The organism is Streptomyces sp. NPDC047000 (assembly GCF_040644295.1).
GTDB lineage: Bacteria > Actinomycetota > Actinomycetes > Streptomycetales > Streptomycetaceae > Streptomyces.
In genome coordinates, this window is sequence record NZ_JBEYWE010000004.1 from 290,895 (window position 1) to 305,416 (window position 14,522).

Below are 14,522 nucleotides of genomic sequence, written 5' to 3' on the forward strand. Positions count from 1 at the left end.
AGGGCGTGCTGAACAGGTGAAGCTGGACTCGATGTACCAGGAAGTCATCCTGGACCACTACAAGAACCCGCACGGGCGTGGTCTGAGGGACGGCGATGCCGAGGTGCACCATGTGAACCCGACGTGCGGCGACGAGATCACCCTTCGTGTGAAGTACGACGGCACGACGATCCGGGACGTCTCGTACGAGGGCCAGGGCTGTTCCATCAGCCAGGCCTCCGCCTCCGTCCTGAACGAGCTGCTGGTCGGCAGGGAGCTGGCCGACGCGCAGAAGATCCAGGAGACCTTCCTGGAGCTGATGCAGTCCAAGGGCCGGATCGAGCCCGACGACGCCATGGAGGAGGTCCTGGAGGACGCGGTCGCGTTCGCCGGGGTCTCCAAGTACCCGGCACGGGTGAAGTGCGCCCTCCTGAGCTGGATGGCGTGGAAGGACGCGACGGCCCAGGCGCTGGGCGGCGCCGACGCCGAAAGGAAGACCGCATGAGTGACACCGAGACCAAGCGCGCCTCGGAGGAGGAGCTCTACGAGGCGCTGATGGACGTCGTCGACCCCGAACTGGGCATCGACGTCGTCAACCTGGGCCTGATCTACGGCGTCCACATCGACGACGCCAACATCGCGACCGTCGACATGACCCTGACGTCGGCGGCCTGCCCGCTGACGGACGTCATCGAGGACCAGGCCAAGTCCGCCACGGACGGTCTCGTCAGCGAACTGCGGATCAACTGGGTCTGGATGCCGCCGTGGGGTCCCGACAAGATCACGGACGACGGGCGCGAGCAGCTGCGGGCGCTGGGCTTCAACGTCTGAGAGCCCCTCTCCCGCCGGGGCGGCCGGCGTGGTGTGCGTGACCTCGCCGCCCGCCCCGGTGCTCCCGCCGTTGTCTTCAAGGCGGTGCGTCCGCCAGCCGGAACGCCGAATCGGCCCGGTACTGGCCGCTGCCCTGGTAGGGGTCCAGCACGAGCTGGAAGTCCCGGTGGCGGAGATAACGGCCGGGGTAGTTGACGGACTCGAGCATCACCGCGCCGGAGTACGCGGAGGTGCGCGGGCAGAAGGTGGCGTCCTTCTCGAACAGGGCCGAGCCGTCGTCGTGCTCGGAGCGCAGCACGAAGTCGCGGTGGCGCAGATAGCCGCCGTCAGCCGTGGCGAAGGAGTAGCACGCCTTGTCCGCGAGGCCGTTGACCAGCTTGAAGACGGTGGTGCGCGGGTCGTCCGCCCGGCCGGCCGGGTCGAGCCGTACCAGCCCCCGGTCGATGTGCCAGGAGCGGTCCGGGTAGTTCACCGAGCGGACCGACTTCCAGACCGAGACCGGCCGACCCCCGGAGCCGCCGCCACCGTGCCCCGTCGGGGAGGCGGCCGGCGTCGGCGAGGTGCCGCCGCCTACCGTCCCGCCGCCCCCCGACCCTGCCTTCTTCCCCGTCCCCTTCCCCGTACCGGATGCGCCGGTCGCCGGCGTGCCGGAGTCGGGCCTGGTCCCGTCGCGGTGCGTCCCGGCGCTCACGGACGAGGACGGGAAGGAGAGCAGCCCGGGGCCGTCCTCCTGCGCCGCGGAGGGCGGGGCCGCGGACGCCGGTGCGGCGTCCGGCCGCCCGTCGTCGACGGCGATCGCCGTGACGCAGGCGGCGACGGCGGTCAGGGCCAGCGCACCGGCCAGCCACAGCCGGCGTGTCCCGGGCGCCCGGGAGGTGTCGGGCGGCCAGCCGTTCTCCCAGTGCGGGGGCGGCGCGGGGGTGCGTGAGGGCATTCGGGACTCCTGCAGCGGCGTGCGGGGGACGGCCGGGAGCGGTGAGGCAGATGGTTGAGAGGTGAAACACTGGAACAGTAGTGGACTCTGTGTGTCCACGGGACCCCTTTCGGTGAGCCCCTTCCACGGAACCGGCGGGCACGTGCCCCCGGTGTCCCCGGTGGGCGGTCCGCGGCCGTGAGACACGGTTCGCGAGCCCGGCACCTCGCACGTTAGGTTTCACCCCATGACCGACACGACTGCTCCCCGCACCACCGGCGCCGCCGCCGCCGGCCTCGCCACGATCGCCGCCGACGGCACCGTTCTCGACACCTGGTTCCCCGCGCCCCGACTCGTCGCCGAGCCCGGCCCGTCCGGCACCGAGTCGCTGTCCGCCGAGCGTGCCGTGGAACTGCTGGGCGAGGGCGCGGCGAAGGCGATCGGCCCGGACACCCGGCGGAACGTCGAGGTCGTCGCGGTCCGTACGGTCATCTCCTCCCTGGACGAGAAGCCGGTCGACGCGCACGACGTGTACCTGCGCCTGCACCTGCTCTCCTACCGCCTGGTGAAGCCGCACGGCCAGAGCCTGGACGGCATGTTCGGCTTCCTCGCCAACGTGGCCTGGACCTCGCTGGGCCCGGTCGCCGTGGACGACATCGAGAAGGTCCGCCTGAACGCCCGCGCGGAGGGCCTGCACCTCCAGGTGACGTCGGTCGACAAGTTCCCCCGCATGACGGACTACGTGGCCCCCAAGGGCGTCCGCATCGCCGACGCCGACCGGGTCCGTCTCGGCGCCCACCTCTCCGACGGCACCACCGTGATGCACGAGGGCTTCGTCAACTTCAACGCCGGCACCCTCGGCACGTCCATGGTCGAGGGCCGTATCTCGGCGGGCGTCGTGGTCGGCGACGGCTCCGACATCGGCGGCGGCGCCTCCACGATGGGCACGCTGTCCGGCGGCGGCAACGTCGTCATCTCCATCGGCGAGCGCTGCCTGGTCGGTGCCGAGGCGGGCGTCGGCATCGCCCTGGGCGACGAGTGCGTGGTCGAGGCCGGTCTCTACGTCACCGCGGGCACCCGCGTCACGATGCCCGACGGCGAGATCGTCAAGGCCCGTGAACTCTCCGGCGCCTCGAACATCCTCTTCCGCCGCAACTCGGTCACCGGCACCGTGGAGGCCCGCCCGAACAACGCGGCCTGGGGCGGCCTGAACGAGATCCTGCACAGCCACAACTGACCGACGGCGGCTTCTCGTCGTCGCCTGCCTTCACCGCTGAGCGCCCTTTCTCGGCCCGAGGACGGCCCGGGGAAGGGCGCTCGTGCGTGCGCACCGTCCCGGCGCTTCGGCCGGTGACCACCGCACGCCGCCGCGGGAGGGTGCGGTGGCGCGGCGGAGCGTCGAGGGAACCGTCAGTCCTGAAGGACGGTGTCGGTGCCGGGCCCGCCGTCCAGGGTGTCCCTGCCGGGCCCCCCGTACAGCTTGTCGTCCCGCCTCTTCCCGAACTTCTCACCCCGGGTCAAGGCCTTGCTCTCGCCCCACATCGTGTCGTCGCCGCTGTTGCCGTACATGACATCGTCGCCCTCACTGCCGTAGATCACGTCGTCGCCGGGCCCCCCGTAGATCACGTCGTCGCCCAGGCCGCCGGTCAGGATCTGGCTGCCCGCCCCGCCGTGGATCTTGTCGTCACCGGGGCCGCCCACGGCGAGGACCTCGTTGCCGGCGTAGAGCGTGTCGTCGCCCGGGCCGCCGTCGATCGTCCCGCCCTCGCTCGACGTGATGGTGTCGTCTCCGGCGTCGCCCCAGATCAGAAGGCCCTCTTGTGCGGTGCCGGTCCAGGTGTCCTTACCGGAGCCCAGATGGATCTCGTTGTGACCGTTGACGATGCCGGCACCGGTGTGCACGGTGGCCGTGTCGTCGCCGTCGCCGAGCCACATCACCAGCGTGGCCGGCACGTCCATGGAGGCATCTTCGGGCGGGACGGTGCAGGAGACCTTGGTGCGGTCGGCGGCGTCGGGGTGGGTGCAACCGGACCTGGCGATGATCGGGACCACGTCGTCGATCACATAGGAAGGAGGGTCCGTCCGGTTGGTGGTACCCGTCTGGGTGATGGTCACGCTGTTGTCCTGGCCGGGGGCCGCCCTGTAGACGAGTTCCTGGAAGACCTCGGCCGTCGCCGGCGCCACCGGTCCGCCGCGCGTGGAGGCCAGGACCATCGGCAGGGCGAGGCCCGCGCCGAGCACCAGTGCCAGCACCGACACGGCGTGGAACAACCGGCGTCTGCCGAGTCGAGAGGGCACTGCATACCTCCGTTGGTCCGGTCGCGGAATCCGGCACCACAGGTGACTCACGACCCCCGTGCCCGGTTGCCCGGCGCGCCGGCGTCAGCACCGAAGTGGCTTTCGACCGCGACCACGCCGAGGCAGGCCGGCGCCCCCTGACCCGCGTCTCGTTCGGCGCAGCCACAACTGGCGGCGCCGGTGAGCCCGGACCGGGCCGGCCGTCGGGCCGGCCCGGTCGCTCGCCCTCGGGCTTACGGACGGAAGCGCAGGACCTGGGGGTCGTGGTCGCTTATCTGGTCGTTGAACTCCGAGTTGATGTGCACCGAGTCGTACGTGAAGTCGTCGTCGCGACGGATCGCCGGGCTGATCAGGATCTGGTCCAGGACCTGCTGGTTGCCCTGGTAGTCGTAGGTGTACCGCTCGCTCCTGGGCAGCGACCTGATCGCCGACCACAGCGCGCCGTCACCCTCGAGGATCTCCGTGGTGCCGGAGAACTCGAAGTCGTTCATGTCGCCGAGCGCGATGACGTCCGCGTTCTTCTGGACGTCGAGGACGCTCTTCACGAAGGAGTTCACCAGCGTCGCCTGGGCGTGGCGCTGGGTCTCCGAGCTGCGGACCGGGGGCTGGTACTGCGCGGTCAGGCCCTGGTCGCCGCCCTTGGAGTTCAGGTGGTTGGCGATCACGAAGACCGTGCGGCCGCGGAAGACGAACTCGCCCACCAGCGGCTTGCGGCTGGACTTCCACGCGTCGTCGGCCGGGGCGATACGGCCGGGGGAGACGGTCAGCGCCGCCCTGCCGTGCTCGCGGGTCACGCCCACGGCGGTCGTCGAGTCGCCGCCCGCACGGTCGGTGAACGACACCCGGTCGGGGTTGAAGAGGAACACCTGACGGATGTTGCCGCCCGGCTCGCCGCCGTCCTGGTCGTTCACCGGGTCGATCGAGCGCCACGCGTAGTGCGGGCCGCCCGCCGCCACGATCGCGTCGATCAGCTTCGTGACCGTCTCGCTCGCGTCGACCGTGCCGTCGTCGGTGGCGCCGTTGTCGTCCTGGATCTCCTCCAGGGACACGATGTCGGGCGAGCGCAGGTTGTTCACGATCGCGGAGGCGTGCGCCGCGAACGTGGTGTCGGACGGGTCGAGGTTCTCGACGTTGTACGTCGCCACCGCCAGCTCGCCGTGCTTCTGCTTGCGGGTCGTCTCCCGCTGAAGGCCCGCGCTGTGCAGCGTGCCGAGCTGGTTCGCGACCAGGGTGTAGCCGCCGTACTGGTTGTAGTCCAGCGGGCCGGTGGTGGTGCCCTCCAGAGTGTCGCCGACGTTCGCCTTCGGGAAGTCGGCGGTCGAGCCCAGGGACTGGATCTGGAGGCGGCCGGTGTTCTGGGAGTCGTAGGAGCCGTAGACGGTGCCGCCGCGGCGGTTACGGTGCTCCCACGGTTTCACCGTGACCCACAGCTCGGTGTACGGGTCGGTCGCGGTGACCACGCGGGTGTCGGCGACCTGGACGTTCATGCCCTCCAGCGACTCGTAGCGGTCCAGGGCGTACACGGACGGCGCCAGCGGCAGGGCGTTGACGGAGCCGTTCGCCGCGGTGTCGCCCGCCGGGGTGTACGCGTCCGGCACCGAGTCCGCGTCGACGACGACCGGCGCGGGTACCGGGTTGCCGCCCGACAGCACGGTGATCGTCGGCTTGGTCAGCTCGGTCAGCGACTGGTTGCCGGTCGAGGTGCCGCCCGGCACGTACTCCGAGACCGTGCCGGTGACCGTGACGGAGTCACCGACCGCGACCTTCGGGGTGGAGCTGGTGAAGACGAACACGCCTTCGCTGGTGGCCGGGTCGTCGTCCGGGGCCGGGTCCTGGATCCAGAAGCCCCTGGACGAGCCGTACGTGCGCACCCCCGTGACGATGCCGGGCACGTCCGCGACCTTCTGGCCGGCGTACGGCGACGTCCGCGTGGTGCCCTGGACGTCATGGATGCGCACGGAGTCCGCGTGCGCGGGGGAGGTGAGGACGACGGTGGAGGCCGCACTGCAGACGGCGGCGACGGTGAGCGCGGCGAGACGCGCGGAAGACTTGCTCGGCAACGGTGATCCCTCCGGGGACATACAGGGCGCCGGGGCGGCGGTGGAGCCGGAACACGTGGCACGGCGGTGCGGGTGACACGCGCAGACGCCGGAGGGCGTGGCGTCAGTGTCCATGATCCCGGATCTCCGGCGCTTCGGCATCCCGGCCCCGGAACTCCCGCGAACAGCTGTCCCCCCGACTTCTACGCGCGTCAATCTCCTGTGTCGTCACGCCCGTTGTCAAGGTTTCGGCCATGGACGACGACCGGCGGGAAGATGAACCGGACGGCATGGGCGGAAATCCGTCTAGGCTGAGTCGGCAGAGCCGTACGACGCCGTTTCGGCCCGCGCTCCCTGCCCCTCCGGGCCGATGGGCGGCGCGGCCCGTCCGGGCCGTCGTACGCGATACAGGTGGCTGTACGGTCTGTGCGGCCGTACGGCCGTTCAGGTGCCCGAGGAGAAACAGCCGATGTCAGACAGCTCCCCCATGCCGCCGGTGCGGCTGCACACCGAAGCGGAGCTGGCGCGCGACGCGCTGTCCACGCCGTTGCTCTCCCGGGCCGTCCGCCTGGCCCGCTGGGCCGGACCCGGGACCCGCGTCGACCTGGCCGGCGACCTCGTGGAGGAGCAGTACCCGGCCGCCGTGCGGGAACTCGGCCTGACCGGTGACGACGCGGAGGCCCTCACCGCCGAGGCGTGGGGGCTCGCCGTGGACTGCGGGCTGGTCGACATCGTCGACGAGGAGGCCGGGACCGTCACCGCCGGGGCGGACCTGGCGCTGCTCACCGGGGGCTCCCCGCACGACGTGCTCACGGTGTGGCTGGGCGTCCTGGAGACGGTGCTCGCCGACGCCACCGTGCCCGACCTGGACGGTCTGCTCGAGGCCGCGCCGGACGGCGGCGACACCGGACTCCCGGCGGCCGGCCAGGACCCGGAACTCCTGCCGGTCGACTGGGACCCGGAGGCGGAGGCCGAGTTCCTCGACGACGTCCTCGGCAACCTGTATCTCCTCACGGTCGACGAGGACGGCCCCGGCGGTCCCGTCCCGCTGCCCGCGCTGGCCGCGAGCGTGATCGTGCCGGACGACATGGAGGAGCCCAGCAACGACGTGCTGGAGCAGGTCTCCGACGCGATGATGCGGCTCGACGACCAGTTCCGGCTGCTGGAGCCGGCGGGGCTCGTGGAGTACCAGCCGCTGGACGAGGCGCTGCTGGTGGACGTCGACGGCGACGACGAGGCGGCCGGCGGCGTGGGCCGGGAGTCCGCCGGGGCCTTTGCCGACGACGACACCGACGACGACACCGACGTGTCCCGCTACGGCATGGTGGGCCTCACCCCGCTCGGCCTCTACGGGCTGCGGGCGCGGCTGCTGGAGGCCGGCTACGAGGCACCGGCCGTCGGCGACCTCGCGGACAAGGGCGCCGACGTGCTGCTCGACGGGACGTCCTGGTTCGGTCCGCGGGCCGCCCGGGCCGAGACCGAGCTGTGGCTGGGCCGCCACGAACCTCTCGTCGCCGCGAGGGAGTTGCTGGCGGCGGCCCGGGGCTCCGACGGCGGTGCGCCGCTGCGGAGGCTGCGCTGCCAGCAGGCGCTCTCGCTGGTCGGCACGGCTGCCGAGCCCGCGCTGCGGGAGGTGCTCGACGACCCCGAACTCGGCGGTCTCGCCCGGGTGTGGCTCAGTGAGCACGGTCTGCCCGACGTGCCCGCGCCGTCCGAGGCGATGGTGTTCTGGCTGACCATCGACACCCTGGCCGCGCAACTGGCCGCGGAGGGCAACTCGGACGAGCTCCAGGCCCTGGTGGAGGGCCTCGCGGCGCAGCACGGCGGCTTCTTCGCGGTGGCCTGGCGCGTCGACCACCCGGCCACGGCGGACGTACTGGAGGCGATGGGCCGCCTCCACCCCGACAAGAAGGTCGCGAAGGAGGCCCGCAAGGCGGCGTTCAAGGCGCGGTCGCAGCGGGGGAGCTGAGAGCAGGGCCCGCTGCCGCGGTGTGCCGTCCGCCGCCGCCGCCGCGGCGGCGGCCGGGTGGGGCAGGGCGGCCGGGTGGGGCATCCGTGGTTCCGGGCGGGCGGCCGGCCGGTCCGCGGGCCCGGTCCGCTTTCCGCCCTGCGCGGCGTCCGGGGCGTTCCGGTGCCGACCGGCGTCACGCCGGGTGCGGAGTACGGCGAGCGGGATGTCCGGGACCGCGGACCGCAGCCGGGCAGGGCGACGACCGCGGCCGGGGCACCGTTCTGCGCCCGGTGCCCGGTGCCCGGTGCCCGGTGCCCGGTGCCCGGTGCCGCCCGGCTCGGGGCTCCCGTGGGTCCGGCCCGGCCCGGCCAGGTCATGGAAGAAGGCCGTCCGAAGTCGCCCCGAATTCAGCCTCTGTTCAGCGGGGTGCGGCAGCCTGGCGCGCGCACCGTGGTGCGCCACCGTCCGTCCGTCACGGCACGTCGACCGTCACAGGAGACACACCATGCCGCTCACCCGCAGGGACTTCACCAGGCAGTCCGCGATCACGGGGGCCGGGATCGCGCTGGTGGGCAGTGTCGGTGCCCTCGCCACCGCGCCCCAGGCACTGGCGTCCACGGAGACCCACACCGCGGGGGAGGAGACGGCCGCCGGGCACGGCGGGGTCGGCTACGGGCCGCTCGTCCCCGACCCGCACGGCGTTCTCGCGCTGCCCGCCGGGTTCTCGTACCGGATCGTCACCCACAGCGGGAGGACCAGGCTGGAGTCCGGGGAGTTCACCCCCTCCCACCACGACGGCACCGCCGCCTTCGACGGCCCGCGCGGTGCGACCCTCCTCGTCAACAACCACGAGCTGAAGGGCCCGCGCGCCGACTGGGCGTACCCCGTCCCGCTCACCGGGGATCTTGTCTACGACCCGGCCGCGTCCGGCGGCTGCACGGTCGTCGAGGTGCGCCGGGACCAGGTGGCCGAATGGGTCGGCATCGCCGGTACCTCGACCAACTGCGCGGGCGGCCACACGCCCTGGGGCACCTGGCTCACCTGCGAGGAGACCGAGGACAGAGCCGGCCAGAACGGCATGACCAGGGACCACGGCTACGTCTTCGAGGTCGACCCCGAGGACCGCCGCGCGAACCGCGACCCCAAACCCCTCAAGGCGCTGGGGCGTTACGCGCACGAGGCGGTCGTCGTCGACCCCGGGCGCGGCCATCTCTACCTCACCGAGGACGCCTCCGGCCCCAACGGCCTGCTCTACCGCTGGACCCCGCCGGAGGGCTTCCGCCACGGCCGGGGCAAGCTGCGCACCCTCGCCGACGACGCCGGTGTGCTCCAGGCGTTCCGGTGCTTCGACTCCGGGGGCCGGTTCGTCGACGACCTCTCCCGCGCCACGAGGACCGGCACGGTGTACGGCGTCGACTGGGTGCCCGTCCCCGACCGGGACGCCCGTACCGTCTCGGTGCGCAAGCAGTTCACCGACGGCCAGATCACCCGCGCCCGGAAGCTCGAAGGCATGTGGTGGGGCGACGGCGGCGCCTACATCGTCTCGTCCTACGCCCGTGCCGAGAGCCCGGTGCGGCACGACGGGGCCGTCTGGTTCTACGACCCGAGGCGCCGCACCCTCACCCTGAAGGTGCTGCTGGGAGTGAACCCCGACCCGTCCGCCGACGGTGCCTTCGACGGCCCGGACAACATCACCGTCTCCCCGTACGGCGGCCTCGTCATCGCCGAGGACGGCGAGGGGATCCAGCATCTGTTCGGCGCCACCGACCGCGGCCGTACCTACCCGATCGCCCGTAACGACCTGAACATCGGCACCGCCGAGGCGCCGGAGTACAGCGAGTTCACCGGTGTCACCTTCTCGCCCGACGGCCGGACGCTGTACGCCAACATCCAGGAGCCGGGGATCATGGTGGCGATCACCGGGCCCTGGAAGCGCCACCGGCGGTAAGCACCTCCTCCCCGCCCGGCGGTCCCGGGGTGCCCTCCGTGCGGAGGGCACCCCGGGACCCGGAGCGGCAAGGGCGGCCGCTACAGCGCCTCCGCCGCCGGCTTCACCATCCCGCGCACCGTGCGCGCCTTGACGAAGTGGCCCATCGCGGTCATGTCCCACTCGCCGGAGAACTGCCGGACGAGCTTGGCCATCATTACTCCGGTCTGCGGCTCGGCGTTGGTGAGGTCGAAGCGGACCAGCTCCTGGTCGGTCGCGGCGTCGACCAGACGGCAGTACGCCTTGGCGACGTCGGTGAACTTCTGGCCGGAGAAGGAGTTCACGGTGAAGACCAGACCGGTGACCTCCTGAGGGAGTCTGCCGAGGTCGACCGTGATCATCTCGTCGTCGCCGCTGCCCGCGCCCGTGAGGTTGTCGCCGGAGTGGCGGACCGCGCCGCCCAGGATGGTCAGCTTGCCGAACCAGCAGCTGCCGATGTGGTTGCGCTGAGGGCCGTAGGCGATGACCGACGCGTCCAGGTCGACGCTTCTGCCCCGGAACGCGGGCTCCCAGCCGAGGCCCATCCGGACCTGGGAGAGCAGCGGACGGCCGCCCTTGACCAGGGACACGGTCTGGTTCTTCTGGAGGCTGACCCGGCCCTTGTCGAGGTTGATCTTCCCCGCGCCCGGGGCGGGGGCGGGGGCGGCGGGCGGCGCCGGAGGGGCGGGCGGCATCGGGGGAGCCCCGAACGGCTGGGCGGGAGCGCCCGCGGCGCCCGCCGGCGGAGCGGCGGGCTGCGGCGGGGCCGGTGCGGGGGTCACGGCCGCCTGCGCCGGTTCCTCCACCGTCACGCCGAAGTCCGTCGCGATCCCCGCGAGCCCGTTCGCGTACCCCTGGCCCACCGCGCGGGCCTTCCACCGGCCGCCGCGCAGATAGATCTCCACGACCACCAGGGCCGTCTCCGTGCCCAGCCGCGGCGGGGTGAACGTGGCCAGCACGGCGCCGCCGTCCCCGTCGCGGATCGTGGCCGTCGGTTCGATGCCCTGGAAGGTCTGCCCGGCGGCGTCCGGGCTGGCCGTGACGACCACCTTCTCGATGCCCGGCGGCAGGGCGGCCGTGTCCACGGTGATCGCGTCGGGCGACGTACCGCCGCCGGACCGGTAGGTCACGCCCGGGCCGGACGGCTGGTTGTAGAAGATGAAGTCGTCGTCGGAGCGCACCTTGCCGTCGGCGGTGAGCAGGAGGCCCGACACGTCGAGCCGCACCGGGGCCGCCACGTCCACCGTCACACGGGCAGCGGGGAGCGGAATGTTCGAGCCAGGGGTCATAGCGGTCATGACCGGACAACGACCGGACCCGCTTTACCGTTCCCTTAAACTTCCGCCTTCCGGAAGGAAGGGTCTCAGTACGGCCAGATCGGCGGATCGCTGACGAAGTGGCCGCCCAGGCAGGCGTGCGCGGCGTTCTCCGGGTCCAGCTCGCCCTGTTCCGCGATCAGCTTCGCGGCGTACGGCTCGGAGTCGTCCCGCGGCTCGTAGCCGAGCGCCCGCGCGCCCGACAGGTCCCACCACAGCCGGGTGTTGGCGGAGGAGCCGTAGACCACGGTGTGACCGACCCGCTCGGCGGTGAGGGCCGCGTGGAAGAGGCGGGCGCCGTCGGCCGGGCTCATCCAGACCGACAGCATGCGCACGCTGCTGGGCTCGGGGAAGCAGGATCCGATGCGCACGGAGACGGTCTCCAGGCCGTGCCGGTCCCAGTAGAGCTGGGCGAGGTCCTCGCCGAAGGACTTGGACAGGCCGTAGAAGGTGTCCGGGCGGCGTGGCGTGTCGACCGGGATCAGCGGATCGTCGCCCCGGGGGCGGGGCGTGTAGCCGACGGCGTGGTTGGAGGAGGCGAAGACGATCCGCGCCACGCCCTCCTCCCGCGCGGCCTCGTACAGGTTGTAGGTCCCCTCGATGTTGGCCCTGAGGATCTTCTCGAAGGGCGCCTCCAGGGAGATGCCGGCCAGATGGAGGACCGCGCCGGCCCCGCGTACGGCCTCCCGCAGGGCGCCCCGGTCGGCGAGGTCCGCGATGATCGCGTCCGGCTCGCCCTCGACGGGACGCATGTCGAACAGGCGCAGGGTGTGTCCGTGGGCGGGGAGCAGGTCCCGCATCAGGGTGCCGAGACCGCCGGCGGCTCCGGTGAGCAGGACGGTGCGGGAGGAGGACATCCTCGGGTCTCCGTATCCGTGGCCGGGATTCACATGCGCGGACACGCTAAAAGGGGTGGTGCGACACGTCAAGAGTGTCGCCGTACCTGCGGACACGCCGGGGGAGTGAGCGATGAGGACCGCCTCTGTACCGCAGTTCGCCTCCTTGACCGGCCCTTATGGCGGCACTTAGCGTGAACCCGTTCAGAAACATGGACATCGATCATAAACGTGCACGACAGGGAGAGCCCGTGACGTCAGCCCCGCTCGCCGCCCGACTCCGCGTCCCCAGCGGTCCGCTGTTCTTCCCCGTCACCGCCTACGGCCCCGGCGGCACCGTGGACCCCGACGTCTGCCGTGCCCATGTCCGCCGCGGGGTGGAGGCCGGTGCCGCCGCCGTGTTCGCCTGCTGCGGCACCGGCGAGTTCCACGCGCTCACCCCGGAGGAGTTCCAGGTCTGCGTCCGCGCGGCCGTGGAGGCCGCCGAGGGGCGCGTCCCCGTCCTCGCGGGCACCGGCTACGGCACCGCCCTCGCCGTCCGCCACGCCGTGCTCGCCGAGGAGGCCGGCGCGGACGGCCTGCTGGTGATGCCGCCGTATCTGGTGGTCCCGGGCCAGGAGGGGCTGCTGCGGCACTACCGCGAGGTGGCCGCCGCGACCGCCCTGCCCGTCATCGTCTACCAGCGCGACAACGCCGTGCTCACCCCAAGGACCGTCGTCGGACTCGCCCGCACCGACGGGATCATCGGCTTCAAGGACGGCCTCGGCGACCTCGACCTCATGCAGCGCATCGTCAGCGCGGTCCGCACCGAGGCCCCCGACGGCTTCCTCTACTTCAACGGCCTGCCCACCGCGGAACAGACCCAGCTCGCCTACCGCGGCATCGGCGTCACCCTCTACTCGTCCGCCGTGTTCTGCTTCGCCCCCGAGATCGCCCTCGCCTTCCACCGGGCCCTGCGCGACGACGACCTCGCCACCGCGCACCGTCTGCTCGACGGTTTCTACCGGCCGTTCGTGGAACTGCGCTCCCGGGGCCGCGGCTACGCCGTGTCGCTCGTCAAGGCGGGCGTGCGGCTGCGCGGCCTGGACGTCGGCGAGGTGCGGTCCCCGCTGACCGAACCGGCCGGGGAACACGTCAAACAGCTCGCCCTGCTGATCGAACGCGGCTACGCCCTGCTGGAGGAGACCGCGGAGGAGACCGCGTGAAGGCGTCGGCGTTCCTCTACCCCTGGGACGTCGTCGGTGACCCCGAGGCCCCCGCCCGCACGGCCGCGCTCGGCGTGTCACAGGTGACGCTCGCCGCCGCCTACCACTCCACCCGCGCCCTGACCCCCCGTCACCCGCACCGGCGTGTCGTCACCGCCGGGCACGCCGCCGTCCTCTACCCGCCCGGCGGCCGCTGGGCGGACCGCGCGTTACGGCCGTACCCGGCGGGACCCTGGGCACCCGGTGACGCCTACGGCGAGGCCGCCGCGGCCCTCGCGGACACCGGCCTCGACGTGCACACCTGGGTCGTCCTCGCCCACAACTCCCGCCTGGGCGCCGAGCACCCGGACACCTCCGTCGTCAACGCCTACGGCGACCGCTACCCGTGGGCGCCGTGCATCGCGCAGCCCGCCACCCGCGCGTACCTCGTCGACCTGGCCGCCGAGGCCGCCGTACGTCCCGGCGCGCGCGGCACCGAACTGGAGTCCCTCGGCTGGTACGGCCTGGCCCATCTGCACGCCCACGACAAGACCGCCGGGGTCGGCCTCGGCGACGCGGGGCAGTACCTGATGTCGCTCTGCTTCTGCCCCGCCTGCGGCGCCGGCTACACCGCGCAGGGCCTGGACCCCGACGCGCTGGCGGCCGCCGTACGGGCCGCACTGGAGCCCGTGTGGCACGGCGCGCCCTCCGGCGGCGGCTGGGCGGGCGTCGGCGGACTGCTCGGCGACACGCGGGCGGACGCCACGCGCGCGTGGCGCGACGGCACCGCCCGCACCCTCCAGGAGGCCGCCGTACGGGCCGTCCGCGCGGCCGCCCCCGACGGCTTCCGGATCCTCCTGCACGCCGACCCGGAGTCCTGGCACTGCGGCGCCGACGCGGGTGTCGACCCCGCGCACGTGCTGTCCGTCGCCGACGGCGTGGTCGTGCCGTGCACCGGAGGGACGGGCCTCCTGCCGCCGTTCGCCGGGCACGCGCGCGAGGACACCGTCGTGGCCGCCAACCTCACCGTCGTCACCGGCATGGGAGGCCGGCCCGCCGCCCTGGCGGCCGACGCGGCACGCGCCCGCGCGCAGGGCGCCACCGAACTGCGCCTCTACCACGCCGGGCTGGCGTCGGACGCCGACCTGGAGGCGGTACGGGAGGGTCTGCGGGGCGGCTGAGGGACGGCCGGGGAACGGACGGACCGCA

12 protein-coding genes are annotated in these 14,522 nt (G+C 72.7%); 7 read left to right on the forward strand and 5 right to left on the reverse strand.

Annotation, left to right across the window (positions count from 1 at the left end; all coding sequences use genetic code 11):
- Nucleotides 1–16: 16 nt before the first annotated feature.
- Both sufU and ABZ862_RS10050 read left to right on the forward strand, forming a co-directional pair.
- Nucleotides 17–484 (forward strand): Fe-S cluster assembly sulfur transfer protein SufU, encoded by a 468-nt coding sequence (gene sufU / locus ABZ862_RS10045; RefSeq protein WP_360955263.1) that lies wholly within the window; start codon nucleotides 17–19, stop codon nucleotides 482–484.
- Complete coding sequence (locus ABZ862_RS10050) at nucleotides 481–810, forward strand: metal-sulfur cluster assembly factor (protein ID WP_360955266.1); 330 nt, start codon at nucleotides 481–483, stop codon at nucleotides 808–810. The genes sufU and ABZ862_RS10050 overlap by 4 nt, the downstream gene beginning before the upstream one ends.
- A gap of 76 nt (nucleotides 811–886) precedes the next feature.
- Here ABZ862_RS10050 and ABZ862_RS10055 read toward each other — a convergent pair whose 3' ends face one another.
- Nucleotides 887–1,744 (reverse strand): AbfB domain-containing protein, encoded by an 858-nt coding sequence (locus ABZ862_RS10055; protein WP_360955269.1) that lies wholly within the window; start codon nucleotides 1,742–1,744, stop codon nucleotides 887–889.
- A gap of 226 nt (nucleotides 1,745–1,970) precedes the next feature.
- Between ABZ862_RS10055 and dapD the strand changes: the two genes are divergently transcribed.
- Complete coding sequence (gene dapD, locus ABZ862_RS10060; protein ID WP_360955272.1) at nucleotides 1,971–2,960, forward strand: 2,3,4,5-tetrahydropyridine-2,6-dicarboxylate N-succinyltransferase; 990 nt, start codon at nucleotides 1,971–1,973, stop codon at nucleotides 2,958–2,960.
- 173 nt (nucleotides 2,961–3,133) lie between these two features.
- On the opposite strand, the gene ABZ862_RS10065 is transcribed toward dapD, so the two are convergent.
- Nucleotides 3,134–4,021, reverse strand: a complete 888-nt coding sequence (locus ABZ862_RS10065) for a calcium-binding protein (RefSeq protein WP_360955275.1) — start codon at nucleotides 4,019–4,021, stop codon at nucleotides 3,134–3,136.
- A gap of 233 nt (nucleotides 4,022–4,254) precedes the next feature.
- Nucleotides 4,255–6,081, reverse strand: coding sequence for an endonuclease/exonuclease/phosphatase family protein (locus tag ABZ862_RS10070; protein WP_360955278.1), 1,827 nt, complete (start codon nucleotides 6,079–6,081; stop codon nucleotides 4,255–4,257).
- A 448-nt stretch (nucleotides 6,082–6,529) separates the two neighbouring features.
- Between ABZ862_RS10070 and ABZ862_RS10075 the strand changes: the two genes are divergently transcribed.
- Together ABZ862_RS10075 and ABZ862_RS10080 are read left to right on the forward strand one after the other, a co-directional pair.
- Complete coding sequence (locus ABZ862_RS10075; protein ID WP_360955281.1) at nucleotides 6,530–8,029, forward strand: hypothetical protein; 1,500 nt, start codon at nucleotides 6,530–6,532, stop codon at nucleotides 8,027–8,029.
- A gap of 487 nt (nucleotides 8,030–8,516) precedes the next feature.
- Complete coding sequence (locus ABZ862_RS10080) at nucleotides 8,517–9,959, forward strand: alkaline phosphatase PhoX (RefSeq protein WP_360955284.1); 1,443 nt, start codon at nucleotides 8,517–8,519, stop codon at nucleotides 9,957–9,959.
- A gap of 80 nt (nucleotides 9,960–10,039) precedes the next feature.
- On the opposite strand, the gene ABZ862_RS10085 is transcribed toward ABZ862_RS10080, so the two are convergent.
- Nucleotides 10,040–11,266 carry a TerD family protein gene (locus ABZ862_RS10085; protein WP_360955287.1) on the reverse strand — a complete coding sequence of 409 codons (1,227 nt, stop codon included), beginning with the start codon at nucleotides 11,264–11,266 and terminating at the stop codon, nucleotides 10,040–10,042.
- A gap of 74 nt (nucleotides 11,267–11,340) precedes the next feature.
- Nucleotides 11,341–12,150 carry an NAD(P)-dependent oxidoreductase gene (locus ABZ862_RS10090; RefSeq protein ID WP_360955290.1) on the reverse strand — a complete coding sequence of 270 codons (810 nt, stop codon included), beginning with the start codon at nucleotides 12,148–12,150 and terminating at the stop codon, nucleotides 11,341–11,343.
- 230 nt (nucleotides 12,151–12,380) lie between these two features.
- Here ABZ862_RS10090 and ABZ862_RS10095 point away from each other — a divergent pair, with 230 nt between their 5' ends.
- Entirely contained in the window at nucleotides 12,381–13,334 is a 954-nt protein-coding gene (locus tag ABZ862_RS10095) for a 5-dehydro-4-deoxyglucarate dehydratase (protein WP_360955293.1), read from the forward strand.
- Nucleotides 13,331–14,494, forward strand: coding sequence for a hypothetical protein (locus ABZ862_RS10100; protein ID WP_360955296.1), 1,164 nt, complete (start codon nucleotides 13,331–13,333; stop codon nucleotides 14,492–14,494). Before ABZ862_RS10095 ends, ABZ862_RS10100 begins: the two co-directional genes overlap by 4 nt.
- Nucleotides 14,495–14,522 lie beyond the last annotated feature (28 nt).